Source organism: Demequina sediminicola (genome assembly GCF_000975055.1).
GTDB lineage: Bacteria > Actinomycetota > Actinomycetes > Actinomycetales > Demequinaceae > Demequina > Demequina sediminicola.
This window is the reverse complement of the sequence record NZ_BBRB01000004.1, coordinates 131356-155579: the sequence shown is the minus strand read 5'-3', so window position 1 is coordinate 155579 and position 24224 is coordinate 131356. Positions and strand designations below refer to the sequence as shown.

The window sequence follows — 24224 nt, the reverse complement described above, 5'->3', positions numbered from 1 at the left end:
CATGGACGAAGCCTTTCAGGTCTCGGCCGGCAGCGGAGCAACGGCGCTCGTCAGCCTTGAGCATGTGAACAAGCACTTTGGGGACTTGCACGTCCTCAACGACATCAACATGACCGTGAAACGCGGTGAAGTGGTGGTGGTGATTGGGCCTTCAGGGTCCGGAAAGTCGACCCTATGTCGTGCTATCAACAGGCTTGAATCGATTGATGACGGCAACATCACCATCGACGGCGAAGAACTTCCAGCGGAGGGAAAGTCGCTCGCTCACTTGCGCGCCGATGTCGGCATGGTGTTCCAGTCATTCAATCTCTTCGCCCACAAGACGATCCTCGAGAATGTGACGCTTGGTCCTATCAAGGTTCGCAAGTTGTCAAAATCCCAGGCTCGTGAAGAGGGCATGGAGCTCCTGAAGCGCGTCGGCGTCGACAACCAGGCGGAGAAGTACCCTGCGCAACTCTCGGGCGGTCAGCAGCAGCGTGTCGCCATTGCGCGCTCGCTCGCGATGCATCCCAAGGTGATGTTGTTCGATGAGCCCACGTCGGCTCTCGACCCGGAAATGATCAACGAGGTCCTCGACGTCATGACCGACTTGGCCAAGGAAGGCATGACCATGATCGTGGTGACTCACGAGATGGGCTTTGCCCGCAAGGCCGCCAATCGCGTTGTGTTCATGGCGGATGGTCGCATCGAGGAGGAGAACACCCCGGAGGAGTTCTTCACCAACGCGCAATCTCCACGTGCCAAAGACTTCCTATCCAAGATCTTGACGCACTAGCGCGTCACCCAAGCGTTGTGGACCGTCGGTTCACAGCAGATGAGAGGAGAACAATGATGTTCACGAAGACGAAGGTCGCAGCATTCGGGGCTGCTGCAGTGCTGGTGCTGTCCGCTTGTAGTTCCGACGATGGCGGTACAGAGGAAGTCGCTACCGGCGATTTCCCAGAAGGTTCGACCATGGCGGAGCTTGCCGAAGCTGGCGAGATCACCATCGGTACTAAGTTCGACCAGCCGCTGTTTGGCCTCATTGGTCCTGACGGAGTTCCCGTGGGCTTCGACGTCAATATCGGCACGATCATCGCGGGTGAACTTGGTATTTCTGAGGACAACATCGAGTGGGTAGAGACTGTGTCCGCCAACCGTGAGCCCTTCATCGAAGGTGGACAGGTGGACCTCGTCGTCGCCACGTACACCATTAACGACGAGCGCAAGGAAGTCGTGTCCTTCGCCGGGCCTTACTACAACGCAGGTCAGTCGCTGATGGTCCTCGCTGACAACAGCGATATCTCAGGCCCAGATGATCTCGCCGGCAAGAACGTGTGCTCAGTCGAAGGTTCGACCCCCGCCGCGAATATCTCCGAGAACTACCCCGACGCCAACTTGGTGCTGTTCGCTGCGTACACCGACTGCCTTGAGCCACTGCGCAACGGTCAGGTAGACGTCGTCACCACAGACAACGTGATTCTCGCCGGATATGTCGATGAGTCCGACGGTGAGTTCGCCATTGCTGGCGAGCCTTTCACCGAGGAGCCCTACGGCATCGGCCTGGCACTCGAGGACGACGAGTTCCGCGACTGGATCAACGATGTCCTGGAGGAGATCTTCGAAGACGGTCGCTGGCTCGAAGCTTGGAACGCTGACGGATCCGCCGGTACCGTCCTTCCTGAGCCTGAAACTCCCGCAGTCGACCGCTACTAAGCACTGGCGACTGAAGAGAGCACTGTACGTTGATGGGGTGTCCCGGAGCCGCGGGCTCCGGGACACCCCTCACTCAGACTGAGAGAACAGGGATATGGGCGTACTGATCGACAACTTCGATCTGTTGTGGGGTGCCTTTCTCACGACATTGGGCATCACCGTGGTCGCGGGTGTGCTGTCGTTCGTCTGGGGTGTGGTCCTGGCGGCCTTTCGGGTCTCGCCCGTGGCACCACTGCGGACCTTCTCAGCGGCCTACGTCACCATTTTTCGCAACACTCCGCTGACCCTGCTCTTTGTGTTTCTCGGGAGCGCGGCACCACCCCTGTTTGGCATCGTCCTTCCACTGGGAGTGATCACCGCGATCGTCGCGATGTCCCTCTATACGTCGACGTTTGTCTGTGAGGCAGTCCGCTCGGGCATCAACTCGGTTGGTGTGGGTCAGGCTGAGGCCGCTCGTAGCGTTGGTTTGACCTTCATCCAGACACTCGGCACTGTGGTTCTCCCGCAGGCATTTCGGTCGGTGGTTCCTCCGCTGATCAACGTGTACGTGGCCCACATCAAGAACACTTCGGTGGCGGCAGGGTTTGCGACCACTGAACTCACCGCCATCGGTACTCGCCTAGCCAACGGCAACCCCGGAGACGTGATTGGCGTATTTATGGGTGTCGGTGTGGCCTATCTGGTCATGACACTGCCGTTATCGATATCCGCTGAGAAACTTGAGTCCAAGGTGGCGGTCGCACGATGAGTGAGAAGCAGCAAGTCCTCTACGACATCCCGGGGCCCAAGGCGATCCGGCGTGACCGCCTGTACACCGTGCTCATTTCGGTGCTGATTATTGGCGCTCTGGTATGGCTTGCGATCGACGCCTACCGCCGAGGCATCTTTGACGACCGCTGGCAGGTGCTGTGGGCAGGGGATAAGGGCTTCACGGGATTCGAAGTGTGGCAGCGCCTCCTCGTCGACGGTCTGTTGCTCGGGACGCTGAAAGCCGTTGTCATCGCAGTGCCCATTGTCGTCGCGTTCGCGATGATTCTGACAATTACGCGTCAGGCGCCAACGCGGTGGATCCGCTACCCAGCCATTGGCTTTACCCACATCTTCCGTGGCATCCCCGTGCTGCTCATCATGTACTTCGGCGTGATTGCCATGGACCTCTCGCCACTCATGGCCGTAGTGCTCGGCCTCGTGGTCTACAACACCGCTGTCGTCGCCGAGATCCTGCGTGCCGGCATCGCCGCCCTACCGAGCGGCCAGCGTGAGGCGGGACTGGCCATCGGTTTCACCCCTTTGCAAACGATGCTCCGCATTCAGCTCCCGCAGGCAGTCCGCATTATGTTGCCGGCACTGATCAGCCAAATTGTGGTGCTCTTGAAGGACACGTCGCTTGGCTTCATCATTGCCTACGTGGAACTCCTGACGACCACCAAGAACCTGTACAACTTCTTCGGTAACTCGTCAGTTATCCCGCTGGTTGTTGCCGCGATGGTGGTCTACATCTTGGTCAACATGGCCGTATCGCGACTCGCGACGTATATCGAAGGACGCATGCGAACTCGCCAGCCGCGGGCCGCTGCGCCGGCCAAGGGCGCCGATGCAGGATCCGGCCTGGTTCCATAAGGCAAGGGAGCCAAGAAGACGGTGTCGCGGAGTGTGTTGAGTCATTCTCGGAGGCGTGTACGCTCACATGCCAGAGGGCGATGACAATGACTCATGGGGTAGTGCAACGACGAGCGGTGGCCGCAGGTGCCGTGGCTGCTCTTGCGCTGTCCGTAGCGGGTTGTTCCTCCACCGAGTACCCCAGTGGCTCCACCATGGCGGAGCTCGCCGAGGCCGGTGAGGTTCGCATCGGCATCAAGCATGACCAGCCACTTTTTGGCGCTCTCGACTCCGACGGCGTTCCGCAGGGATTCGATATCGAGATCGCACGGATTGTGGCGGACGCACTCGGCATCGAAGAGTCGGGGATTGCATGGGTCGAGGCTCCGTCAGGTGAGCGCGAGAACTTGATCGCGGCAGACACCGTCGACTTTGTCGTTGCGACGTACACAATCTCTGACGAGCGCAAAGAGAGCGTCGGTTTTGCCGGGCCGTATTACGTTGCGGGGCAGAGCCTCTTGACCCGCAAAGACGATGTGGAAATCACGTCCGCACTCGACCTTGAAGGCAAACAGGTGTGTTCCGTTGAGGGCTCGACTGCCGCGGAGACGATCGCCCAGATCGCGCCCGAGTCGTCGTTGGTCCTGTTCGATGATTACTCCGACTGCATTGAACCGCTCCGCACAGGGCAAGTGGACGTGGTCACCACCGATGACGTGATCCTCGCCGGATACGCCGCAGAGGCCAACGGACAGTTCCGCATCGTCGGCGCGCCCTTCACCGCTGAGCCTTACGGCATCGGGCTTGACGTGGATGACGACGAGTTCCGGTTGTGGATCGACGATGTGCTCGAAGAGGCCATGGATGACGGCAGTTGGTTGGACGCTTGGGAAGAGACCGCCGGTGTGGTCTTGCCCGAACCCCAGCGCCCCATTCTCGACCGCTACTGACTGGTCGCCGCGCAAGCACTCCCTGCTGTATAGTGGAACGTCGCCGTGAAACGGCCGCGGATCCCAAGCACCCGGAGAACATGCCCGGGAGCTCCGTGCAACAGACATACAGAAGGAGTGAGCCGTGCCTCTAGACGCAGCCACCAAGAAGTCCATCATGACTGAGTACGCCACCGTCGAGGGTGACACTGGTTCGCCCGAGGTTCAGGTCGCGCTCCTCACGCAGCGTATCAACGACCTCACCGAGCACCTCAAGGAGCACAAGCACGACCACCACTCGCGTCGTGGCCTGCTGCTGCTCGTCGGTAAGCGTCGCAACCTGCTCAAGTACCTCCAGCGCGTTGACATTGCTCGTTACCGCACGCTGATTGAGCGCCTGGGTCTGCGCCGCTAAGGCTCACCCAGTCGCGCTCGGCCCGGTCACTCCCTCCTCGCGGAGGTAGAGTGGCCGGGCTTTTCGCATTCTTGGCGCCGAGCAGGTAGGGCGCGCCGACGCGGCTGGTCGGCGCGCCGATGGCTGTGCCCGCCGCGAGCGTTGCCAGACTGTTATCATGGACAAGGCCCGCCGTTGTAGGCGGAGCCCAATTTCATACACCTGGCAGGCCAGCTGGACGCTGATCCTCGGTGGAGATGGGCAGAACCCCTCGCACGTGTGATGCGGGTGCATGTCTGACTATGTCGACTGACGATCAGTGAGGTTCACAAGGAGCCCCTTAAGTTCGCTTGGCCTGCTCCGAAAGAAACGGAGCGACTTCCCACATGGAAGGACCCGAAATTCAGTTCGCCGAGGCGACCATCGACAATGGTTCGTTCGGCACCCGCACTGTCCGCTTTGAGACTGGCCGTCTGGCCAAGCAGGCCGCCGGTTCGGTTGCCGCTTACCTCGACAACGACACGATGCTGCTGTCGGCCACCACGGCTGGCAAGCACCCCCGCGATGGCTTTGACTTCTTCCCCCTCACGGTGGACGTAGAAGAGCGTTCGTATGCAGCCGGCAAGATCCCCGGCTCGTTCTTCCGTCGCGAGGGCCGTCCCTCGACCGACGCGATTCTGACCTGCCGTCTGATCGACCGTCCGCTGCGTCCGTCGTTCGTGTCGGGTCTGCGCAACGAGGTCCAGGTCGTCATCGACGTGCTGGCCATCAACCCCGAAGACGCCTACGACACCTTGGCTATCAACGCCGCATCGATGTCGACTCAGCTCTCCGGCCTCCCGTTCTCCGGCCCCATCGGCGGTGTGCGTGTGTCGCTCATCGACGGCCAGTGGGTCGCCTTCCCGCGCTACTCCGAGAAGGACCGCGCGGTCTTCGAAATGGTTGTCGCCGGCCGTATCGTGGGTGACGACGTCGCCATCATGATGGTCGAAGCAGAAGCCACCGATGACGCCTTCAACCTCGTCTCCGAGGGTGCCCAGGCACCTACCGAAGAGGTCGTGGCAGAAGGCCTTGAGGCTGCCAAGCCCTTCATCAAGTCGCTGTGCGATGCTCAGCAGGAGCTTGCTGACAAGGCTGCCAAGGAGACCGTCGAGTTCCCCCGTTTCCTGGACTACCAGGATGACGTGTTCGCTGCTGTGGAGCCCTTCGTGGCCGCAGACCTCACTGCCGCTCTGCAGATCGCAGACAAGGCGGAGCGCGAGAACCGCCTCGACGAGATCAAGGCCGGAGCACTCGAGAACTTCGCTGAGCAGTTCGAAGGCCGCGAAAAGGAGGTCTCGGCAGCAATTCGCTCCGTGACCAAGCAGACCATCCGTCAGCGCATTCTCAAGGACGGCGTTCGTATCGACGGCCGTGGCCTCGAGGACATTCGTCCGCTGTCGGCAGAGGTTGGCCCGATCCCTCGCGTGCACGGTTCCGCAATCTTCGAGCGCGGCGAGACCCAGATCATGGGTATCACCACCCTGAACATGCTCAAGATGGAACAGCAGATCGACTCGTTTAACCCCGAGACGAAGAAGCGCTACATGCACCACTACAACTTCCCGCCCTTCTCGACCGGTGAAACCGGCCGTGTGGGAAGCCCCAAGCGCCGCGAAATCGGCCACGGTGCACTCGCAGAGCGCGCGCTCGTTCCCGTCCTGCCCTCGCGTGAGGACTTCCCCTACGCGATCCGTCAGGTCTCCGAGGCTCTGGGCTCCAACGGCTCCACCTCGATGGGTTCTGTGTGTGCCTCGACCCTCGCGATGTACAACGCCGGTGTGCCTCTGAAGGCTCCTGTTGCCGGTATCGCCATGGGCCTCGTGTCCGACACCGTTGACGGTGAGACCCGCTATGCGGCTCTGACCGACATCCTCGGCGCCGAAGATGCCTTCGGTGACATGGACTTCAAGGTTGCCGGTACTCGCGAGTTCGTGACCGCCATCCAGCTGGACACCAAGCTCGACGGTATCCCCGCCTCGGTGCTGAAGGGCGCCTTGGGCCAGGCCAAGGACGCGCGTCTGCACATCCTTGATGTCATGGAGCAGGCCATTTCCGAGCCTGATGAGATGAGCGACTTTGCTCCTCGCATCATCACGGTGCGTGTGCCTGTCGACAAGATCGGTGAGGTCATTGGCCCTAAGGGCAAGATGATCAACCAGATCCAGGACGACACTGGTGCGGACATCTCGATCGAGGACGACGGCACCGTGTTCATCGGTGCTGTTGACGGCCCGTCCGCCGAGGCTGCACGCGCTGCAGTCAACGCGATCGCGAACCCGCACGTGCCTGAGGTTGGCGAGCGCTTCGTCGGTACCGTCGTGAAGACGGTCGCCTTCGGTGCCTTCATCTCGCTCAGCCCCGGTAAGGACGGACTGCTGCACATCTCGCAGATCCGCAAGCTCGTGGGTGGCAAGCGTGTGGAGAACGTCGAGGACGTACTCTCCATCGGCCAGAAGATTCAGGTCCAGATCGAAGAGGTCGACCCGCGCGGCAAGCTGTCGCTGGGTGTCGTCGAAGAAGGTTCTGAGGAGGACGGCGAGTAATTCGCCCGACTTTCACGCTCACGAGGGCGGTTCCGGTTCGCCGGGGCCGCCCTCGTGGCATGTCCGGCCTCGCACAGTGACACCATCATGACCAGTTAGGCTCGCCCGTATGCCTCATGCTCTCCCACTTGTCTCCGCCGAGTCCATCGGCGCTCACCTCGCTGTCGAACAGGATCATGGTGCGGTCATCCACCGCTCGGTCCTGCCTGGCGGTGTGCGCGTACTCACGGAGCACATTCCAGGCATGCGCTCTGCGACGGTCGGGGCATGGGTAGGAGTGGGAAGTCGTGACGAAACTCCCGAGCACGCAGGATCCACGCACTTCCTCGAGCACCTGCTCTTTAAGGGCACCCAACGCCGTAGCGCACAGGACATTGCGGTTGCCTTTGACCGCGTGGGTGGCGAGTCGAACGCCATGACCGGCAAGGAATTCACCTGCTACTACGCGCGCATCATCGATCAGGACCTCCCGCTGGCAATCGACGTGATTTGCGACATGGTGACGTCGGCACGCCTGGACGATGCTGACTTCGAGATGGAACGCGGCGTCATTCTTGAGGAACTCGCGATGAGTGAGGACGATCCGGGGGACGTCGCACATGAGCGGTTCACTGAGGCGGTGCTCGATGGGCATCCATTGGGGCGCCCCATTGGTGGCACGCCGGACATTATTCGCGGGGTGACACGGGATGCCGTGGCTGCGCACTATCGCGAGCACTATGTGCCTGAGGGCCTGATCATTGCCGCGGCTGGGGGAGTGGACCACGACACGGTCTGCGCACAGGTGGCTGAGGCGCTGAACGCTGGAGGCTGGGATCTGACGGAGAACCGGGCGCCGTTGCCGCGACGCGACCCGCTCGCCCCAGTCGACGCGGGGTTGGTGTCCGAGGTGCGAGTCAACCGAGATTTGGAGCAGTCCCACGTGCTGCTGGGTACGCGGGGTTTCCGTGGCACCGATGAACGGCGTTCGGTGTTGGCGGTGGCCAATGCAATTCTCGGTGGCGGAATGTCGTCGCGACTCTTCCAGGAGATCCGTGAAAAGCGCGGCCTGACGTACGGCGTCTACTCGTTTGGTGCCCCAAGCGCGGACACGGGCGTCTGGGGCATGTACGCCGCCTGTAACCCTTCCAATGCCGATGAGGTGGAACGTCTCCTCGGCTCTGAACTTGAGCGTCTGGCCGAGGGCATCACTGCCGAGGAACTGGAGCGAGCGCAGGGGCAGATTGCTGGCACCACGGTCCTGCGTCTCGAGGACTCGTATTCGCGCATGGCCCGCCTTGGACGCGCGGAACTAGTTCAGGGAGAACTGTGGAGCATCGGCGAGTCCCTTGATCGTGTGCGCGCGGTCACTGCCGATGACGTCGTGGCCCTGGCCGCGGATCTTGCGTCGCGTGAGCGTGTGAGCGTGCGGGTCGGACCCGCACGCGACTGACCTGACGACGCTGCGGCTCCCTTAGAGTAGAGCCATGATCAATGTCGCAGTGTTGGGCGCCTCGGGGCGCATGGGAACGAACGTCGTCAATGCGGTCACTCAGGCCGAGGACCTGCAGGTGGTGTCTGCTCTCGATGCAGGCGACGACATTGCGGAAGCGGCACGTGCGGGCGCTCAGGTGGCGGTGGATTTCACCGTTCCTGATGCCACGGAAGCCAACGTTCACGCACTGATTGATGCTGGCATTCATGCTGTGGTGGGCACTTCCGGGTGGACGAACGACGCTCTGGGCCGGGTTCGCGAGCACCTCCAGGAGCGCCCTGAACTTGGTGTGCTCATCGCGCCCAACTTCGCTCTGGGTGCTGTCTTGGCTATGCGTTTCGCTGCCATGGCGGCCCCGTACTTCGAGTCTGCGGAGATCGTAGAACTTCATCATCCGAACAAGGTCGATGCGCCTTCGGGCACTGCAGTGCACACCGCGCAGGGCATCGCCGCTTCCAGGACTGCGGCAGGGCTTGGGGCGAGTCCCGATGCGACTACCCATGACCCCGACGGCGCGCGCGGAGCGAGTATTGACGGCGTTAACGTCCATGCGGTCAGGCTTCGTGGAATGGTCGCGCACGAGGAAATTCTCTTCGGTAATGAGGGCGAGGCATTCACTATTCGCACTGACAGCTTCGACCGCGTGTCGTTTATGCCCGGGGTGTTGCTTGGAGTGCGTCAGGTCGGTCAGCACACCGGTCTGACCGTGGGGCTCGACCAGTTCATGAGCCTCTAAATGAGATTGATGCGTTCCCCAGCATTCTTGGGAGCCGTCGCCATGACGGTGATCTTGGCTATGTATGTGGCGTTCGTTGCGGAGTTCGCCTGGATCCTGATTTCGACGGGCGAGTGGCAGGCCCGAACTTTGGGTATTGCGATGATGGTGCTACCTGTGATCGCCGGTTGGTACCTGATTGTGGAGTGGCGCCTAGGCATGACGGTGCAGAAGATGGCTCGTGAACTGGAAGCACGAGGCGAACTGCCCGCGTTTCAAGGCGAAGTGACCACGATGGGTCGTTTGACTGCGGAGGCAGGCGAGGTGGCGTACAGGGAGGCCCGCGCGGATGTCGATGCTGAACCCGACAGCTGGGAAGCGTGGTTCACCGTTGCGTATGCGTACGAGGAGAACCGGGACCGTTCGATGGCACGCAAGTCGTTGCGTCACGCAGCCGATCTCTACCGACGTCGCTGACTCTGATGTGTCAGGGGCCTGAGTTCTCGACCCGCTGATTTCAGGCTTGGTGGTCAATCGCGGCACGCCAGAGTTGTTCGTGCAGTTCCTCCTGGGGGCCATCGATCCCGCGACGAATACCTCCGCGTCCAAACCCTGCTGAGGTGAGGAACGCCTCGCGTTCACTGTCTCCGTCAATGGCCCATGCTCGTGCCTCGACTGCACCAAAGATCTTCATGGTGTCGACGCATGCGGCGAGCAACCGCGAACCGTGACCGGCGCGGCGATGTTCGGGGGACACCTCGAGGGCAATCACCTCGTTGATGGCAAGCGCTGCGAAACCGACGACGTTGCCTGCTTCTGTGGCGACAAACATGCGGTGTTCGCGCGTCGGAGGAGCCTCGATGGCAGCGGTCCACTGCGCCAAAATCTGATCGCGTGGAAGCCCGGCCACTGCCTCGGCACCCAACATCCCGCTCCAGGCGTCGAGCTGGATCTGAGCGATGTCCTCTTCATCTCCGGGAACGGCGGGACGGGCGGAGACATCTGCAGTAGGCATGTGCACCAGGGTACGCGGATTCACGCGGTGGATAGGCTGACGTCATGACCGTCGGAATTGCAGCTGTAGCCAGCGCTATCGGGATTGGCACGCTGCTGATCGGCGCGGCGATTGGTTGGTTCTGGGATGTGCCGCGCCGGGTAGTGGCAGGCGTGATGGCTTTCGGTGCTGGCGTGATGCTGGCGACGCTCGCACTGGAATTGGTGGCGGAGGCTGCTGAGGGCGGGGGAGTGTGGCCCGTGGTGCTTGGCTTCTCGGTGGGTGCGGTGATGTACGTGGGCGGTGACCGGGTGATTGCGTCGCGATCAAGAGCCGCGAGCCGCCATCACTCGCGCAACATCACTGCGCGCCGTGGAGGCGATTCGTCCGGCAATGGCGGAGCGATCGCTGTCGGTGCGCTTCTGGATGGGATCCCCGAGGCGATGGTGATTGGTCTCAGTGCCGCATCTGGATTTCCGTTTGCGATTGTGGCCGCTATTGGGTTGAGCAACATCCCAGAGGGACTAGCGGGCACGGTGCCACTCAAGCGGTCGGGCCGCTCTGCGGCACAAGTGTTCGGGCTGTGGGGTGGGATTACGGCAATTGCGACGCTAGCCGCGGTCGTGGGAGCGGCGCTCCTGGCCGATGCCCCAGCAGAACTCATTGCAGTGATCGTTTCGCTGGCGGCGGGGGCGCTGCTGGCCATGGTCTGTAATGCGATGATTCCAGAGGCGTTCCACGAGGATCACTGGGCGACTGGACTGTTGGCGGCAGCGGGCTTCCTCGTCGCGTTCATTCTGAATGAGCTGACATAGCGATCCGCTAACCCCAGCCCAATGCACGTAGCCCTGCAGCCACACCCGCAGCAACAAAAACCACCACGATGAACGGCGCTTTGCGCCACAGCAACAGTGCCGCCACGCCAACAGCAGCGATGCGCGCATCGATGACGAGGGTGGTGCCCGAAGTAAACGACTGCACAGCGAAGAGTGCGGAGAGAAGCGCCACGGACACATAGGCGGCGATGCGGTGAACGCGGGGATTCTCTAGCCAGGTTTCTGGGACAACATGTCCAGCGAATTTGGTGGCCCACGCCAGCAGCCCGGCTGCCGCGATCGCGATCCACATCAGTGCGTAGTCGCTCATTCGGGCACCTCCTTGGCGGAGCTTGGCGCACGCCACCCTGCAATGACCGCCACGAGCGCGGCTGCCAAAATTGGTAGGCCGGAAGGGAGAACCGGAGTGAGCGCGAGTGCGAGGAGGGCCGATGCTGCTGCGACGGCCTGGGCTGGACGGCTTGCAAGGCGAGGCCACAGGAGGCCGAGGAAGGCTGCGGCCGCTGCCGCATCAAGGCCCCACTGAGCGGGGTCGCCGATGCGGGAACCGAGCAGTGCACCGACGACCGTGACGGCGTTCCACGCGAGAAAGACACCAACTCCAGTCCACCAAAACCCTGCGCGGCGTGCTTTGGGGTCATTCGCTGGTTGCGCCAATGCCACGGCGGTTGACTCGTCAATGGTCATGTGAGCTGCCCAGGCACGCCGCCAGCCATGCATCGGCCTCAGTATGGGTGCGAGGCTCACACCATAGAAACCATTGCGTAGCCCCAGGAAGGTGCTGGTCGCGACGGCCGCCCCAGCGGTCCCACCAGCGCCTATCACTCCGACGAAGGCGAATTGTGAGCCTCCGGAGAACACCAGCAAGCTGAGAGCCATCGTTTGCCACAGGTCGAGACCTGCCGCGACGGAGAGCGCGCCAAAACTGATGGCATAGGCCCCGGTCGCCAGCGCAACAGAGACTGCCTGCTGACGCGCCGCATCAAGTCGGGGTAAGCGTGGCACGCTCAGTATTGTGACACCGGTGGCCTACTGCGCAACGCCACGGTGCCCGGTCGTTCCACTAGGCGCGGTTGCCGACTAGACTGCATGACCATGACGAGCGAGGACAAGAAGCAGCGCCGTGTGCGCATTGTGGCCCTGATCACCATCATTGCGTTGACGCTGTCGGTGACGGGCGGAATCGTCCTCTCGACGATCTTCGGCTAGTCAGTCGCTGGCCGTTGCGGCCAGACGATTTCATTGCCGTGCACATCGAGTGCGCGAGGGCGCTCGGTTGATGCCCAAGGCGCCTGACCGGCATCCCTTATCGTGGTGTACCAACTGACGGCGGGTGTCATCGACCCCGCGTCGAAGCACTCTTGGTTGGACACTGTTTGGCGCTCGTATCCCAGGCGCTGAGGGACAGCGCGTGAACGCTCATTGCTGGGTGCATGTGAAATCTCGATGATGGTGGCCCCGGTGAGCGCGAGCCCCACCTGAGTCAGCGCTGCACAGGCCTCTGTGACGTAGCCGTGTCCTGCATGCGCGCTGTCGATCCAATAGCCGAGTGCCAAGCGATGGGGGTTGTCGCGGACGTGGAATCCTGTTCCGCCGATCAGCGCACCCGTGCGCAGGAACATGCCCAGTGTGAAGTCGCGACCCTCATCGGCCGCAGCGTTGACGTCGGCAATGAATGTGCGGCGTTGGTCGACACTTTGGGGTTCGAACGCGACCCATTCCATGTACTGCTTGAGATGATCAACGTTGCGTGGCACCACGGTTGCCAGATCTTGTGCGTCGGAAGCGACGTAGCGTCGGATCACCAGCCGCTCGGTTTCGATGCGATGTGGAACGCGGTACAGCATGGCTAGGCGCCTTGACGGCGTCGGTAGGTCAGGAATCGGTGCCGCGGACCCGTTGCCGAATCATGCCAACCTGAGTTGTTCGCCACTGTCCAGACGGTGGGGTCGATCGTGGGAGCGTAGGTGTCGCCTTGGGTTTCGAGATCGATCTCGGTGACCACGAGCGCGTCCACTTCATCCATCGCAGCCGTGTAGAGCTGGCCGCCACCCATGATCCAGTGGGGGGCGTCCGGAGCCAGCCGATGCGCTGCGGACCTGGCTGCGGTCAGTGAAGACACCACAGCATCGGCGCCGTCCAGGTCCGTCGCAGAGGTGACGACGACGTTGACGCGTCCCGGCATCGGCCGGTAGCGCTCGGGCAGCGACTCCCAGGTGCGGCGACCCATGATGACCACACCACCTGTGGTGCGGTCCTTAAAGTGCCGGAGGTCTTCAGGAAGGTGCCAGGGCATGTCCCCGTCAAGTCCAATGACGGGCCGTCCCTCGGGGTCTCGGGCTTGTGCCCAGATTGACGTCAGCATCGGCCTTAGATCGCAATAGGCGCTTTGATGCCCGGGTGGTGCTGGTAGTTCTCGATGACCACGTCGTCGAGGTCGTAGTCCATCAGCGAGTCACGCTTTTCCAGGCGCAGGGTCGGGTACTCGTAGGGCTCACGCGACAGCTGGAGTTCGGTCTGGTCAATGTGGTTGGCGTAGATGTGACAATCGCCTCCGGTCCACACAAACTCACCGACCTCAAGATCAGTCTGTGCCGCGATCATGTGCGTCAGGAGGGCGTAGGACGCGATGTTGAAGGGGACGCCCAGAAACAGGTCTGCACTGCGCTGGTACAGCTGGCAGGAAAGTTTGCCGTCGGCCACGTAAAACTGGAACAGCGCGTGACAGGGAGGCAAGGCCATGTTGTCGACCTCGGCAGGATTCCATGCTGAGACGATGTGACGACGGGAGTCGGGTTTGGTGCGAATAGATTCAACAACCGTGGCGATTTGGTCAATGCTGTCGCCATGTGGCGCAGGCCAGGAGCGCCACTGAGCACCGTAGACAGGACCCAGGTCACCGTTCTCATCAGCCCACTCATCCCAGATGGAGATGCCACGCTCTTGCAGCCAGCGCACGTTCGTGTCGCCGCGAAGGAACCACAGCAGTTCGCCCGTGATGGACTTCATATGCACGCGCTTGGTGGTGATCAGCGGGAACCCTGCCTGGAGGTCGTACCGAAGCTGGCGGCCAAAGACACTGATGGTTCCGGTTCCCGTGCGGTCGTCCTTGCGTGTGCCCGTTGTCAGCACGTCACGCAACAGGTCCTCATACGGGGTTGGAATCTCAGGCATGGGCTTTACCTTACGCGCGTGGGGCTGAGCATCAGCTATGACTCGGTCGTGTCGCGGCCAGCCTGGTGAGCGCGAAGCACCTCAGCTCGCGCAAGCCCAAGGGTGACGGACTCCAGCAGTGCATCTGATTCGGGGATGACGTTCTCAGGGCCGATGCGCTCCAGGGCTCCCGAACGTTCCAACATGTCGTGAAGTTTGATCGGAACGCCGCTGATGACGAGGCCAACACCGTCCGCCCTCATTTGCTCCGCCTTGCGATCAAGCATCTTCAGGAAAGTTGCCGACGGAATGTTGAGCGAGCCGCGCATCGACACTACGAGCGCGGCATCGGTGGCGCCGTGGGTGTCTGGCCACTCTTGTTCAAGCCGGTTGACCTCGGCAAAGAAGCCCACACCGTAGTAGTGGACAACGGTCGAGCGTCCCGACGGCAGCACAGCGGGAGGATCGGACGTGAGCCAATCGCCATCCTCTCGTGGAGTCAGCATCCGCAGGCGGCCAACCTTCGCACTTTGCACCGATGTCAACACGATCGAGATGATCGCGCCCAGAAAAATGGCCTGTTGCAACGGCAACATGGTGGTTGCCACGAAGGTGATCACCATGGCAGCAGCCGACGCCGTCGAGGTGCCCCACACCAACCGGATGTCGCTCTTGCGGCCAATGACCAGTTCCGCGCCGATCACCAGCATCAGACCACCGATCACCGCCATGGGGATGTTTCCGGCCCACGGCCCCACGGCAAGCACAATGAGGGCCAGCCAGATTCCGGCAAAGATGCCGGCCCAGCGAGTCGTCGCACCTGCGCTCGTGGCCACGCCCGTGCGGGAAAGTGAGCCTCCGGCTGGAAGAGCACCGAAGAATCCTCCGGCGATGTTTGCGACACCCTGTGCGCTGAAATCTCGCGAGGCATCGGGTTTCGAACCGTCGGGATTGGGCACGGATGCGCTAATTCCAGCTGCCTGTGCCAGAGCCACCAGGGCGATAGCGGCAGCTCCCGTGACAAGGTGCGGGATCGCTGAAACGTCGGGAAGCGTGATCGGAGGCAAGGAACTGGGCACTGGGGCGATGTCCTGAACGAGCTCAACGTCAACAGCTGACACCACCGCGATGACGGTCGCGAGAATGAGTGCGATCAGCGTCGCGAGTTTACGGAGCCCACGAAACATGCGCGCGATGAACCAAATCGCGACCGTTCCAAGGGACACGGAAATAGCGGCGGGATCCCACTGCCCGATGTGAAGGATGGTCTCGACGATCTCGCCAACGGTGTTGCTCGACTCTGGTGCATAGCCTGTGGCGTCATCCATGACACCAGCCAAAATCTGGACTGCGATGCCGGTGGTGAAGCCGGTCATCACGGCGGTCGAGACAAATGCCATGACAGAGCCGAGTCGCAGCAACCCCATCACCAGCATGACGATGCCGACCATGACTGTCATCGTGGCGATGGCTCCAACATCGTCGAATTCCAGGCCCGCCGATTCGAGCACACTGTGTGAGGTGAACGCGATCGCACTCGTCAGGGTTGTAATCATGAGCACCGTGCGGGCAAACATTGAACCCAGAATTGTGGGGACCACTCCGGACCAGAGCCCCAGCGGCGCAGCGAATCCACCAATCGACGCGTATGCCATGCCTTCAGGTATGGAAAAGAGGCCCGTGACGAAGCCAGACGAGACGTCTTTGAACGAGGGCTTTCCCATGCCTGGCTTGGCCGGCTTTGTCGGGCGCGTCATGGTGTCACCGTAGCGAACGCTGATGCCGCTGGGCGGCTCTCACCACTTTCACCGCGCGCGGACGGCGTCCACGGCCTTCAATGGGGACATGGACACTATCGATTTGACCGCGCTGGTTGATGACCAGCTGGACCTGGCCAGGGTTGCCCACAGTGGGCGACACGCTTCAACCGTCTCTGGTAGCCGTGAGCGTGATCTCCGTCAGACCGTGATTGCCATCGCCGAGGGACACGCGTTGAACGATCACGAGAGCCCAGGGGAAGCAACGCTTCAGGTGCTTCGGGGGGCAGTCACCTTCAGCATGGGGGACACGTCTGTGGAGCTCGCTGCAGGACAGTTTCTGGTGATCCCGCCGCACCGCCACGGCCTCACCGCGACGACCGATGCGGCGGTGCTCTTGACCGTGGCAACCCGCGCCTGACTCACACCAACGGCCATGGCCGGTCCGTCACGGGGATTGCGGTGAAGCGCGATAGGTTTATCCCTATGACTGAAACGCGCCCGCTGGGGACGGTCCTCACCGCCATGGTGACGCCAATGCACAACGACGGCTCAATCGATATCGATGGCGCAATCAAGGTTGCCGAGTACCTGTTGGCCCATGGCTCGGATGGCTTAGTCATTTCTGGCACCACGGGCGAAGCGCCAACCACACACGCACCAGAGAAGCAGGAACTCACCACCGCACTGGTCGAGGCCGTCGGAGATCGCGCGACTATCGTCGCTGGTGCCGGCTCCAACGACACCGCTCACGCGATTATGATGGCCGAGCAGGCCCAGGAGTGCGGCGCCCACGGTGTCTTGGCGCTGACGCCTTACTACTCCAAGCCCTCGGATGTAGGCGTGCTCGCGCATTTCGAGGCGATCGCAAGCGCCACGGATCTTCCCATCATGTTGTACGACATTCCAGGACGCACTGCGAAGCCCATCTCGGATCGCGTACTGGACGCCATTGCTGAACGCCGCAACGTCGTTGCCGTCAAGGACGCTACCGGCGATATCGCGCAGGCGAAGGCGCGCATCGAGCGCACCGGGCTCGCGTGGTACTCAGGAGACGACCCGTTGACTCTCGAGTTCCTCAACGCCGGCGCAGTGGGCGTGGTGTCCGTCGCCAGCCACGCTGTGGGAGAGTCAATCGCGCGCATGATTGCTGCACACGACGCCGGCGATGCCGTGACAGCCGAAGCCGAGTTCGAAGCCCAGCGCGGCGCCATTGACGTGATCATGGGCGGAGGCCTGGGCGCCGTCACGGCCAAGGCCACGATGCAGGCGCTCAACGCGATCGATAGCCGCCACATGCGGCTTCCGCACGTAACTTTTGATGATGCCGAGTACGCCCAGTTCGTCGTGCAACTGCGCGCCGCCGGTGTGCCCGTCGAACCCTAGGAGAGAAGTGACCTTCCACCCCGAACTATCCGAGCCCCCCGCACTAGAACCGGGCACCCTCCGCGTTATCCCCTTGGGAGGGCTCGGTGAGGTCGGGCGGAACATGACTGTCTTCGAAATCGACGGTCGGTTGCTGATTGTTGACTGCGGTGTGTTGTTCCCCGAGGACACACAGCCCGGCGTCGATTTGATCTTGCCCGACTTCAGCTACATCGAAGACCGTGTCGACGACATCGAAGCCATCGTGCTGACCCACGGGCACGAGGACCACATTGGAGCGGTTCCGTACCTGCTTCGTCTGCGCCAGGACATCCCGATCATCGGATCGCAACTGACACTGGCGTTCATCGAGGCCAAGCTCAAAGAGCACCGGATCTCGCCCATCACGCTTGCCGTCAAGGAAGGGCAGGAGGAGCAACTCGGAAAGTTCGGGCTGGAGTTCGTCGCGGTCAACCACTCGATTCCCGATGCGCTCGCGGTCTTCATCACCACGGATGCCGGAACGGTGCTCGGCACCGGTGACTTCAAGATGGACCAGCTTCCCCTCGACGGCCGGATTACAGACCTACGGGCCTTTGCCAAGCTGGGCGAACGCGGCGTCGACTTGTTCATGGTGGACTCCACCAACGCGGAATCACCTGGCTTCACCGCGTCTGAAGTCGAGATCACCCCAGTGCTCGACCAGACATTCGCCAACGCCACCGGCCGCATCGTGGTGGCGAGCTTCGCGAGCCACGTCCACCGCGTACAGCAAGTCATCAACGCCGCGCACGCCCACGGTCGCCGGGTGGCCTTCGTGGGGCGCTCGATGGTGCGCAACATGAACATCGCGGCGGAGATGGGTTACCTCGATGTCCCCGCGAATATCCTCATCGATGCCAAGAAGGCCGACAACATGCCGGCCGACAAGATCGTCTACATGTGCACGGGCTCCCAGGGCGAGCCGATGGCTGCGCTCAGCCGTATCGCGTCATTGGACCACAAACTCAGCGTGGGTCCCGGCGACCTAGTGGTGTTGGCATCGTCCCTTATCCCAGGAAACGAAAACGCCGTATTCCGTGTCATCAATGGCCTCATGCGCCTCGGCGCCACCGTCGTCCACCAGGGGAGCGCGCGCGTTCACGTTTCCGGCCACGCGTCGGCAGGTGAACTGCTCTACTGCTACAACATTGTTCGCCCCAAGAACGTCATGCCGATTCACGGTGAGGTCCGTCACCTGCTGGCGAATGGAAACCTGGCCATCAAGACGGGTGTGCCAAAGGAAAACGTCATGTTTGCGGAGAACGGCGTGGCAGTCGATCTCAAGGATGGCGTCGCGGAGATCGTCGGCGCTGTCGAGGTGCACAACGTGTACGTCGACGGCTCTTCCGTCGGTGAAATAACTGATGCTGAACTGAAGGACCGCCGCATCCTCTCCGAGGAAGGCTTCGTGTCCGTTTTCGCTGTGATCGACTCCTCCAACGGCACCGTTGTCTCAGGTCCAGAGGTCCACGCACGTGGGCTGGCAGAGGACGACACAGTGTTTGACGCGATCCTGCCCAAGATCAAGGCGGCGCTGGAAGAGTCCGCAGCCTCAGGCAAGGCAGACAACCACCAGCTTCAGCAAGTCATGCGTCGCGTGCTGGGTCGCTATGTGGGCACCAAGCTTCGTCGCCGCCCGATGATCATCCCGATTGTCATCGAGTCGTAGGGATCTGGGGCCACTCAGCCAGAATTTCGCCTGAACTGCCGGGAACTTACGGGCGACTATCCGCGTACGCGCGGGGTGGCAACACAGTGAACAGCCGATGCGCGGGTAACGTGCGGAAACATGGCATCATCACGTCCTGCAAGCACTCGTAAGCCCCCAGCCAAGAAGCCTGCGTCCAAGAACGCGGCTCAGGGTAAGGGTGCTGCGAACCACGCTCGCAAGCAACCGCCAGCGATCCTTCGTGGGATTGCCGCCATTGGGCGCGGCATCTCGAATGCGATTGGCTCTGGTGTGCGCAGCATCGGGCAGGGGGCCAGTGATGTGAGCCCAGAAGTTCGTCGTGACGGCTTTGCGATCTTGCTCATTATCGGAGCGATCCTCATCGCGGCCCGCGAATGGTTCCAACTGTCGAGCTGGGCGGGCACGGCTATCCACTGGGTGGTTGCCGGTGCCGTTGGCGTGCTCGCGGTCGCGATGCCAGTGGTGCTCGTGATCTTTGCGGTGCGCTACATGCGCGCTCCCGACGAAGAGCAGGCGAACCACCGCATCACCTTTGGCGCTTTTGTGGTGACAGTGACGGTCGCGGGTCTGATCCAGATTGGTGCAGGCCGCCCGAGCCCGTTCGACGACATGGATGCTGTGCGGAGCGCCGGAGGTGTGGTCGGCTGGGCCGTGGGGACCACCCTCGCAGGACTACTGACCGCACCGCTGGCCGTGATTGTGCTGGTGCTGCTCGCGATTCTGGGTTGCCTCGTGATTATTGGAATCCCGGTGCGTGAACTCGTGGCGATGGCGCGTGAACGCTTCGGGCGCGGTGACGCAGAAGACGACGACTCGGAGTTCCCTGAGCACCGCACGCTGTCACGACCGGGGGAGGGCCAGGCCAAGCCACCCAAGAAGCGCTTGTTCGGCGGCTCCAAGAAGGCCAAGGAAGACGCGCGGCGTTTGGAGTCCTACGAGGCCGATGAAGCATTCGCGTCGGCAGCGGAGGTCGACCACGCTGCGGAGGATGTGGAATACACGCCTGGTGGAACTGAAGTGATCGGCACGACCGCAGCACGGGTTTCGCCGTACCTTGCCGGGCCTGCCCCGGACAACGATCCAGACGCTGAAGCAGAGTATGAAGAGGTGCCAGAGGAGATTCCCGCGGAGCGCAAAGCACCATCCGCAACGAGGTTGGTGCCAACGGGGCACCAGGGTGAACTCGAGAACTCGCGGCCCTACGTGCTCCCCAGCGCAGACATTCTGGCAAAGGGAGCACCACACAAGACCCGCTCTGCGGCGAACGACCGTGTGGTCGACGCGCTGAAGCAAGTATTCGCTGACTTCAAGGTCGACGCGGAAGTGACGGGATTCACGCGCGGACCGACGGTGACCCGCTATGAACTCGAACTAGGGCAGGGCGTCAAGGTCGAGCGCATCACGAACTTGTCCAAGAACATTGCTTACGCCGTGGCGAGCCCCGACGTCCGTATCCTTTCTCCCATTCCTGGCAAGTCCGCCATTGGTATCGAGATTCCCAATGTGGACCGCGAGACCGTTGCCCTGGGTGACGTCTTGCGTTCATCGACTGCCATCAAAAACGATCACCCCATGGCGATCGGCATCGGCAAGGACGTCGAGGGCGGCTACGTCATGGCGAACCTTGCAAAGATGCCCCACATGCTGGTGGCTGGTGCCACCGGAGCCGGAAAATCCTCGTTCGTGAACTCCATGATCACGTCGATCCTGATGCGCTCCACCCCAGACGAGGTGCGCATGGTGCTCGTTGACCCCAAGCGGGTTGAGTTGACCATCTACGAGGGCATCCCGCACTTGATCACGCCCATCATCACGAACCCCAAGAAGGCCGCACAGGCGTTGGAGTGGGTCGTGAAAGAGATGGACATGCGTTACGACGATCTCGCGTTGTTCGGCTTCAAGCACATCGATGATTTCAACAAGTCCGTGCGTTCGGGAAAGCTCAAGCCATTGCCGGGCTCTGAGCGCAAGCTCACGACCTACCCGTACCTCTTGGTCATTGTTGACGAGCTGGCTGACCTCATGATGGTCGCCCCGCGCGATGTCGATGAATCGATCCAGCGCATCACCCAGCTAGCGCGTGCCGCCGGTATTCACCTGGTGCTTGCGACACAGCGACCGTCTGTCGACATCATCACAGGAACCATCAAGGCGAACGTGCCGTCGCGTTTGGCGTTTGCGACGTCGTCACTTGCAGACTCGCGTGTGGTGCTCGATATGCCGGGCGCGGAGAAGCTGATCGGTCAGGGTGACGCGCTTTTCTTGCCGATGGGCGAGTCCAAGCCGATGCGCGTGCAGGGAGCGTGGGTGTCCGAAACGGAGATCCACGCGGCTGTCGAACACGCGAAGGAACAGGCGAATCCGGAGTATCGCGACGATGTCACTGAGGTGCAGTCCAGTGCTGTGGTGGCCGAGGACATCGGCGATGACCTCGATGATCTGATCGCGGCTGCTGAGCTCGTGATCACGACCCAACTGGGGTCGACTTCGATGCTTCAACGCAAGCTCAAGATGGGCTTTGCCAAGGCCGGACGCTTGATGGATCTGTTGGAGAGCCGCGAAATTGTGGGGCCTTCACAGGGGTCGAAGGCTCGCGAAGTGATGGTTGGCGTTGATGAACTTGCCTCGACACTCGCTATTCTGCGGGGAGAGAGTCCCGCGTCGCCGGGGACTGTCCGCACAGACGAGGAAGTCGAGGGAGCCCCATGGGAGGAGTCGTAGCAGTTTTTGATGATCCAGCCGTCGCTTGGCCGGCTACTGCGATCGTCCTGCTGCTCGCGTGCTTAGCGCTGTTTTTCTTTGCCCGTTCGCGCCGCGCTCGGCGTGCGCGGGATCAGATTTTGGCGCGGGAGAGGCATCTGCGTCGCCAGTTTGATGCGGTGATGTCGTCGACCCGTGACGGTGTCATCATCGTGACCCGTACCGACGAGATTGCCCTCTTGACTGACGTCGCTGCGTCCGTTCTCGGGGTATCCCGGGACGATGCTGTAGGCAAGCCGCTCTCTCGACTCGGGCTCCGTGCCGTCGACGACCGCATGCGTCCGCTTTTGCTCCGTGAGGCCTTTGGCGTGGGCACCGATGACGTCAAGGCCCGCATCGTCGGTGTTCCAGGGCGCCGTGGTGCTGACGATGTGCGTTGGGTTCAGGTGCGTGCACGCGTGGTGCCCGACGGACTGGATGATGGTCCGGTCACCATCGTGACGATCATGGATACGTCTGGATTGCGCGAAGCCGCCGAGGCCATTAGCCGCTCCGATGCGCAGTTCCGCAAGGCTATGGAGAACGCCCCGATTGGAATGGCGCTGGTGGATCTTGACTGGCGCCTCATGGAGACCAACCGTGCGTTTGCCGAGATGATGGGGTCAACTGTCTCTGCATTGCGCGGTGTGCCGTTCTCCTCGCTCTCACATCCGCAAGATTTGCAGGCCGAGCGTGACCAGCTTGAGCGACTCTTCGCGGGGCACTCCAGCCGCTTCAACCTTGAGAAGCGTTATGTGCGCACGGATGGCAACGTGGTGTGGGCAGTCCTCGACGTGGGGCTGGTTCGCCACGCCGGCGGCGCGCCTGACCATTATGTGGTGCAGGTGCGGGACAGCACTGACGACCGGATGCACAGCGAGATCATGGCGCACCGCGCGATGCATGATCCTTTGACCGGGCTGGCGAATAGGACTCTCTTGCAGGAGGTTTTGCAAGAGCTCTTGGACCAGCCTGATCCGGTGGCACGGGTGGGCGTGCTCGCGGTCGACCTTGATGGCTTCAAGAATCTGAACGACAAGTTTGGACACGCGACGGGGGACAACGCACTTGTCCACGTCGCGGGTGTCCTTCGCACCGCGACAGGCGGCCGCGGAACGGTGGCGCGCATCGGTGGCGACGAGTTCGTCATCGTGGTGCAAGACGATGACTGCTCCAAGGCGATGTACGACATTGCAGCGGCGATCCACGAGGGGTTGCACCGGCCGATGCTGGTGAAGCGCCATCACATTGAACTGTTTGCTTCTGTGGGAATCGCCATGGCCGACGGCGAGACGATCCATGGTGGAGCACCGTCGTTGTTGAGTGCCGCCGACGCGGCGATGTACCGCGCGAAGTCACTGGGTAAGTCCCGCACTGAGGTGTACGACGCGTCCCTTCACCACACCGATGAGGGCCAGTCTGCCTTGGCTGCCGAGTTAGCGGATGCGATCGAGCGGGGTGAGCTGGTGTTGCACTATCAGCCGATCCTCGAACTGCGGACCCGCACCGTGGTGGGGTACGAGGCTTTGGTGCGGTGGCAGCACCCCACGCGAGGGTTGCTGCTTCCAGCGAGTTTCCTGCCGCTCATCGATGACCGTCACCTGTCCGTCGCGCTAGGTCTCTCCCTGGTGGAACAGGCGGCTCACTTTCTGGCTCACGGACCTTCGCAGTCAACCTGGGTGTCTCTCAATGTTTCCGCAGACCAACTTGGCGACTCTGAGTTTGTTGAAAAGGTCCTGTCAGCGATCGAGGCGTATCAACTCAGCCCGCAGCGCATCGTGGTTGAGCTCACTGAGGTTTCGCTGGTTGCTCCGAACACCCGGATTCGTCATGAACTGACAGAGCTGCGCAATGCGGGTGTCCCAATTCTCTTGGACGACTTCGGTACGGGCGTGTCTCCGCTGAGCTACCTGCGTGACCTTCCTGTCTCGGGCGTCAAACTCGATATGTCTTTTGTCGCCGGTATTCCGGAGGACCCTGCTGGCGCGCGTGTGTCTCGGGCTCTTGGGGCGCTGGCGCGCGAACTGGGATTGGCGACTATTGCGGAGGGAATCGAAACCGAGGATCAGGCTCAGTTTCTCTCCGAATGTGGATGGCGTTATGGCCAGGGCTGGCTCTTTGGTGTCGCACAGCCCGTCGCCGCGGTGCGTGCCACGCCTCCGGAGTACATGGCGAGCTTGATTGACCCGCGCCCCACAGATGGCGAGACACCGTTGCAAGGAATGCACGACGCCCGTTAACGAGGTCGTGGAAAACG

General features: G+C 61.9%; 23 protein-coding genes. 16 read left to right on the top strand and 7 right to left on the bottom strand.

Features of this window, described 5'->3' with window-relative positions; genetic code table 11:
- Nucleotide 1: 1 nt before the first annotated feature.
- The 10 genes from AOP79_RS09240 (at nucleotide 2) to AOP79_RS09195 (ending at nucleotide 9868) form a co-directional block, all read left to right on the top strand.
- Nucleotides 2–775, top strand: a complete 774-nt coding sequence (locus AOP79_RS09240) for an amino acid ABC transporter ATP-binding protein (protein ID WP_062072842.1) — start codon at nucleotides 2–4, stop codon at nucleotides 773–775.
- 53 nt (nucleotides 776–828) lie between these two features.
- Nucleotides 829–1695, top strand: coding sequence for a glutamate ABC transporter substrate-binding protein (locus AOP79_RS09235; protein WP_062072840.1), 867 nt, complete (start codon nucleotides 829–831; stop codon nucleotides 1693–1695).
- Between the two features lie 94 nt (nucleotides 1696–1789).
- On the top strand, nucleotides 1790–2443 hold the full coding sequence (locus tag AOP79_RS09230) for an amino acid ABC transporter permease (RefSeq protein ID WP_062072838.1): 654 nt from the start codon (nucleotides 1790–1792) through the stop codon (nucleotides 2441–2443).
- Entirely contained in the window at nucleotides 2440–3315 is an 876-nt protein-coding gene (locus AOP79_RS09225; protein WP_062072836.1) for an amino acid ABC transporter permease, read from the top strand. Before AOP79_RS09230 ends, AOP79_RS09225 begins: the two co-directional genes overlap by 4 nt.
- Nucleotides 3316–3401: 86 nt before the next feature.
- Nucleotides 3402–4244 (top strand): glutamate ABC transporter substrate-binding protein, encoded by an 843-nt coding sequence (locus tag AOP79_RS09220; protein WP_201774454.1) that lies wholly within the window; start codon nucleotides 3402–3404, stop codon nucleotides 4242–4244.
- A gap of 124 nt (nucleotides 4245–4368) precedes the next feature.
- Nucleotides 4369–4638 carry a 30S ribosomal protein S15 gene (gene rpsO / locus AOP79_RS09215; RefSeq protein WP_062072832.1) on the top strand — a complete coding sequence of 90 codons (270 nt, stop codon included), beginning with the start codon at nucleotides 4369–4371 and terminating at the stop codon, nucleotides 4636–4638.
- A 365-nt stretch (nucleotides 4639–5003) separates the two neighbouring features.
- Nucleotides 5004–7202 carry a polyribonucleotide nucleotidyltransferase gene (locus AOP79_RS09210; protein ID WP_062072830.1) on the top strand — a complete coding sequence of 733 codons (2199 nt, stop codon included), beginning with the start codon at nucleotides 5004–5006 and terminating at the stop codon, nucleotides 7200–7202.
- A gap of 109 nt (nucleotides 7203–7311) precedes the next feature.
- The gene (locus tag AOP79_RS09205) at nucleotides 7312–8634 is read left to right on the top strand and encodes a M16 family metallopeptidase (protein ID WP_062072828.1); all 1323 of its coding nucleotides are present in this window, start codon (nucleotides 7312–7314) and stop codon (nucleotides 8632–8634) included.
- Between the two features lie 34 nt (nucleotides 8635–8668).
- Nucleotides 8669–9412 carry a 4-hydroxy-tetrahydrodipicolinate reductase gene (gene dapB / locus AOP79_RS09200; protein ID WP_062072826.1) on the top strand — a complete coding sequence of 248 codons (744 nt, stop codon included), beginning with the start codon at nucleotides 8669–8671 and terminating at the stop codon, nucleotides 9410–9412.
- Between the two features lie 9 nt (nucleotides 9413–9421).
- On the top strand, nucleotides 9422–9868 hold the full coding sequence (locus AOP79_RS09195) for a hypothetical protein (RefSeq protein ID WP_062072824.1): 447 nt from the start codon (nucleotides 9422–9424) through the stop codon (nucleotides 9866–9868).
- A 40-nt stretch (nucleotides 9869–9908) separates the two neighbouring features.
- On the opposite strand, the gene AOP79_RS09190 is transcribed toward AOP79_RS09195, so the two are convergent.
- Nucleotides 9909–10406, bottom strand: a complete 498-nt coding sequence (locus AOP79_RS09190) for a GNAT family N-acetyltransferase (RefSeq protein ID WP_062072822.1) — start codon at nucleotides 10404–10406, stop codon at nucleotides 9909–9911.
- Between the two features lie 44 nt (nucleotides 10407–10450).
- Between AOP79_RS09190 and AOP79_RS09185 the strand changes: the two genes are divergently transcribed.
- Nucleotides 10451–11200, top strand: coding sequence for a ZIP family metal transporter (locus AOP79_RS09185; RefSeq protein WP_062072820.1), 750 nt, complete (start codon nucleotides 10451–10453; stop codon nucleotides 11198–11200).
- A 7-nt stretch (nucleotides 11201–11207) separates the two neighbouring features.
- On the opposite strand, the gene AOP79_RS09180 is transcribed toward AOP79_RS09185, so the two are convergent.
- The 6 genes from AOP79_RS09180 to AOP79_RS09155 form a co-directional block, all read right to left on the bottom strand.
- Nucleotides 11208–11531 carry an AzlD domain-containing protein gene (locus AOP79_RS09180; RefSeq protein ID WP_062072818.1) on the bottom strand — a complete coding sequence of 108 codons (324 nt, stop codon included), beginning with the start codon at nucleotides 11529–11531 and terminating at the stop codon, nucleotides 11208–11210.
- Nucleotides 11528–12226 (bottom strand): AzlC family ABC transporter permease, encoded by a 699-nt coding sequence (locus AOP79_RS09175; protein ID WP_236683348.1) that lies wholly within the window; start codon nucleotides 12224–12226, stop codon nucleotides 11528–11530. Before AOP79_RS09175 ends, AOP79_RS09180 begins: the two co-directional genes overlap by 4 nt.
- A 200-nt stretch (nucleotides 12227–12426) precedes the next feature.
- Nucleotides 12427–13068, bottom strand: coding sequence for a GNAT family N-acetyltransferase (locus AOP79_RS09170; RefSeq protein WP_062072815.1), 642 nt, complete (start codon nucleotides 13066–13068; stop codon nucleotides 12427–12429).
- Between the two features lie 2 nt (nucleotides 13069–13070).
- A complete protein-coding gene (locus AOP79_RS09165) occupies nucleotides 13071–13586 on the bottom strand; it encodes a dihydrofolate reductase (protein WP_062072813.1) in 516 nt (171 codons plus the stop codon).
- A 5-nt stretch (nucleotides 13587–13591) separates the two neighbouring features.
- Nucleotides 13592–14395, bottom strand: coding sequence for a thymidylate synthase (locus tag AOP79_RS09160; RefSeq protein ID WP_062072811.1), 804 nt, complete (start codon nucleotides 14393–14395; stop codon nucleotides 13592–13594).
- A 35-nt stretch (nucleotides 14396–14430) separates the two neighbouring features.
- Nucleotides 14431–16131: a SulP family inorganic anion transporter gene (locus AOP79_RS09155; RefSeq protein WP_062072809.1), complete on the bottom strand. Its 1701-nt coding sequence runs from the start codon at nucleotides 16129–16131 to the stop codon at nucleotides 14431–14433.
- A gap of 88 nt (nucleotides 16132–16219) precedes the next feature.
- Between AOP79_RS09155 and AOP79_RS09150 the strand changes: the two genes are divergently transcribed.
- The 5 genes from AOP79_RS09150 (at nucleotide 16220) to AOP79_RS09130 (ending at nucleotide 24207) form a co-directional block, all read left to right on the top strand.
- Complete coding sequence (locus AOP79_RS09150; RefSeq protein ID WP_062073024.1) at nucleotides 16220–16552, top strand: cupin domain-containing protein; 333 nt, start codon at nucleotides 16220–16222, stop codon at nucleotides 16550–16552.
- Nucleotides 16553–16617: 65 nt separating this feature from the next.
- A complete protein-coding gene (gene dapA, locus AOP79_RS09145; RefSeq protein ID WP_062072807.1) occupies nucleotides 16618–17517 on the top strand; it encodes a 4-hydroxy-tetrahydrodipicolinate synthase in 900 nt (299 codons plus the stop codon).
- 7 nt (nucleotides 17518–17524) lie between these two features.
- Nucleotides 17525–19207 (top strand): ribonuclease J, encoded by a 1683-nt coding sequence (locus AOP79_RS09140; RefSeq protein ID WP_062072805.1) that lies wholly within the window; start codon nucleotides 17525–17527, stop codon nucleotides 19205–19207.
- Nucleotides 19208–19327: 120 nt separating this feature from the next.
- Nucleotides 19328–21949, top strand: a complete 2622-nt coding sequence (locus tag AOP79_RS09135; RefSeq protein ID WP_082093519.1) for an FtsK/SpoIIIE family DNA translocase — start codon at nucleotides 19328–19330, stop codon at nucleotides 21947–21949.
- Nucleotides 21934–24207, top strand: a complete 2274-nt coding sequence (locus tag AOP79_RS09130; RefSeq protein WP_082093518.1) for a putative bifunctional diguanylate cyclase/phosphodiesterase — start codon at nucleotides 21934–21936, stop codon at nucleotides 24205–24207. The genes AOP79_RS09135 and AOP79_RS09130 overlap by 16 nt, the downstream gene beginning before the upstream one ends.
- Nucleotides 24208–24224: the final 17 nt, after the last annotated feature.

What these genes read in the sequence shown, in the direction of transcription:
- dapB (WP_062072826.1), top strand. Translation starts at nt 8,669, where the DNA reads ATGATCAATGTCGCAGTGTTGGGCGCCTCGGGGCGCATGGGAACGAAC.
- AOP79_RS09240 (WP_062072842.1), top strand. Translation starts at nt 2, where the DNA reads ATGGACGAAGCCTTTCAGGTCTCGGCCGGCAGCGGAGCAACGGCGCTC.
- AOP79_RS09160 (WP_062072811.1), bottom strand. Translation starts at nt 14,395, where the DNA reads ATGCCTGAGATTCCAACCCCGTATGAGGACCTGTTGCGTGACGTGCTG.
- AOP79_RS09190 (WP_062072822.1), bottom strand. Translation starts at nt 10,406, where the DNA reads ATGCCTACTGCAGATGTCTCCGCCCGTCCCGCCGTTCCCGGAGATGAA.
- AOP79_RS09150 (WP_062073024.1), top strand. Translation starts at nt 16,220, where the DNA reads ATGGACACTATCGATTTGACCGCGCTGGTTGATGACCAGCTGGACCTG.
- AOP79_RS09205 (WP_062072828.1), top strand. Translation starts at nt 7,312, where the DNA reads ATGCCTCATGCTCTCCCACTTGTCTCCGCCGAGTCCATCGGCGCTCAC.
- AOP79_RS09225 (WP_062072836.1), top strand. Translation starts at nt 2,440, where the DNA reads ATGAGTGAGAAGCAGCAAGTCCTCTACGACATCCCGGGGCCCAAGGCG.
- AOP79_RS09235 (WP_062072840.1), top strand. Translation starts at nt 829, where the DNA reads ATGATGTTCACGAAGACGAAGGTCGCAGCATTCGGGGCTGCTGCAGTG.
- AOP79_RS09220 (WP_201774454.1), top strand. Translation starts at nt 3,402, where the DNA reads ATGACTCATGGGGTAGTGCAACGACGAGCGGTGGCCGCAGGTGCCGTG.
- AOP79_RS09180 (WP_062072818.1), bottom strand. Translation starts at nt 11,531, where the DNA reads ATGAGCGACTACGCACTGATGTGGATCGCGATCGCGGCAGCCGGGCTG.
- AOP79_RS09130 (WP_082093518.1), top strand. Translation starts at nt 21,934, where the DNA reads ATGGGAGGAGTCGTAGCAGTTTTTGATGATCCAGCCGTCGCTTGGCCG.
- AOP79_RS09170 (WP_062072815.1), bottom strand. Translation starts at nt 13,068, where the DNA reads ATGCTGTACCGCGTTCCACATCGCATCGAAACCGAGCGGCTGGTGATC.
- AOP79_RS09185 (WP_062072820.1), top strand. Translation starts at nt 10,451, where the DNA reads ATGACCGTCGGAATTGCAGCTGTAGCCAGCGCTATCGGGATTGGCACG.
- AOP79_RS09210 (WP_062072830.1), top strand. Translation starts at nt 5,004, where the DNA reads ATGGAAGGACCCGAAATTCAGTTCGCCGAGGCGACCATCGACAATGGT.
- AOP79_RS09195 (WP_062072824.1), top strand. Translation starts at nt 9,422, where the DNA reads ATGCGTTCCCCAGCATTCTTGGGAGCCGTCGCCATGACGGTGATCTTG.
- AOP79_RS09165 (WP_062072813.1), bottom strand. Translation starts at nt 13,586, where the DNA reads ATGCTGACGTCAATCTGGGCACAAGCCCGAGACCCCGAGGGACGGCCC.
- AOP79_RS09155 (WP_062072809.1), bottom strand. Translation starts at nt 16,131, where the DNA reads ATGACGCGCCCGACAAAGCCGGCCAAGCCAGGCATGGGAAAGCCCTCG.
- AOP79_RS09135 (WP_082093519.1), top strand. Translation starts at nt 19,328, where the DNA reads ATGGCATCATCACGTCCTGCAAGCACTCGTAAGCCCCCAGCCAAGAAG.
- AOP79_RS09230 (WP_062072838.1), top strand. Translation starts at nt 1,790, where the DNA reads ATGGGCGTACTGATCGACAACTTCGATCTGTTGTGGGGTGCCTTTCTC.
- dapA (WP_062072807.1), top strand. Translation starts at nt 16,618, where the DNA reads ATGACTGAAACGCGCCCGCTGGGGACGGTCCTCACCGCCATGGTGACG.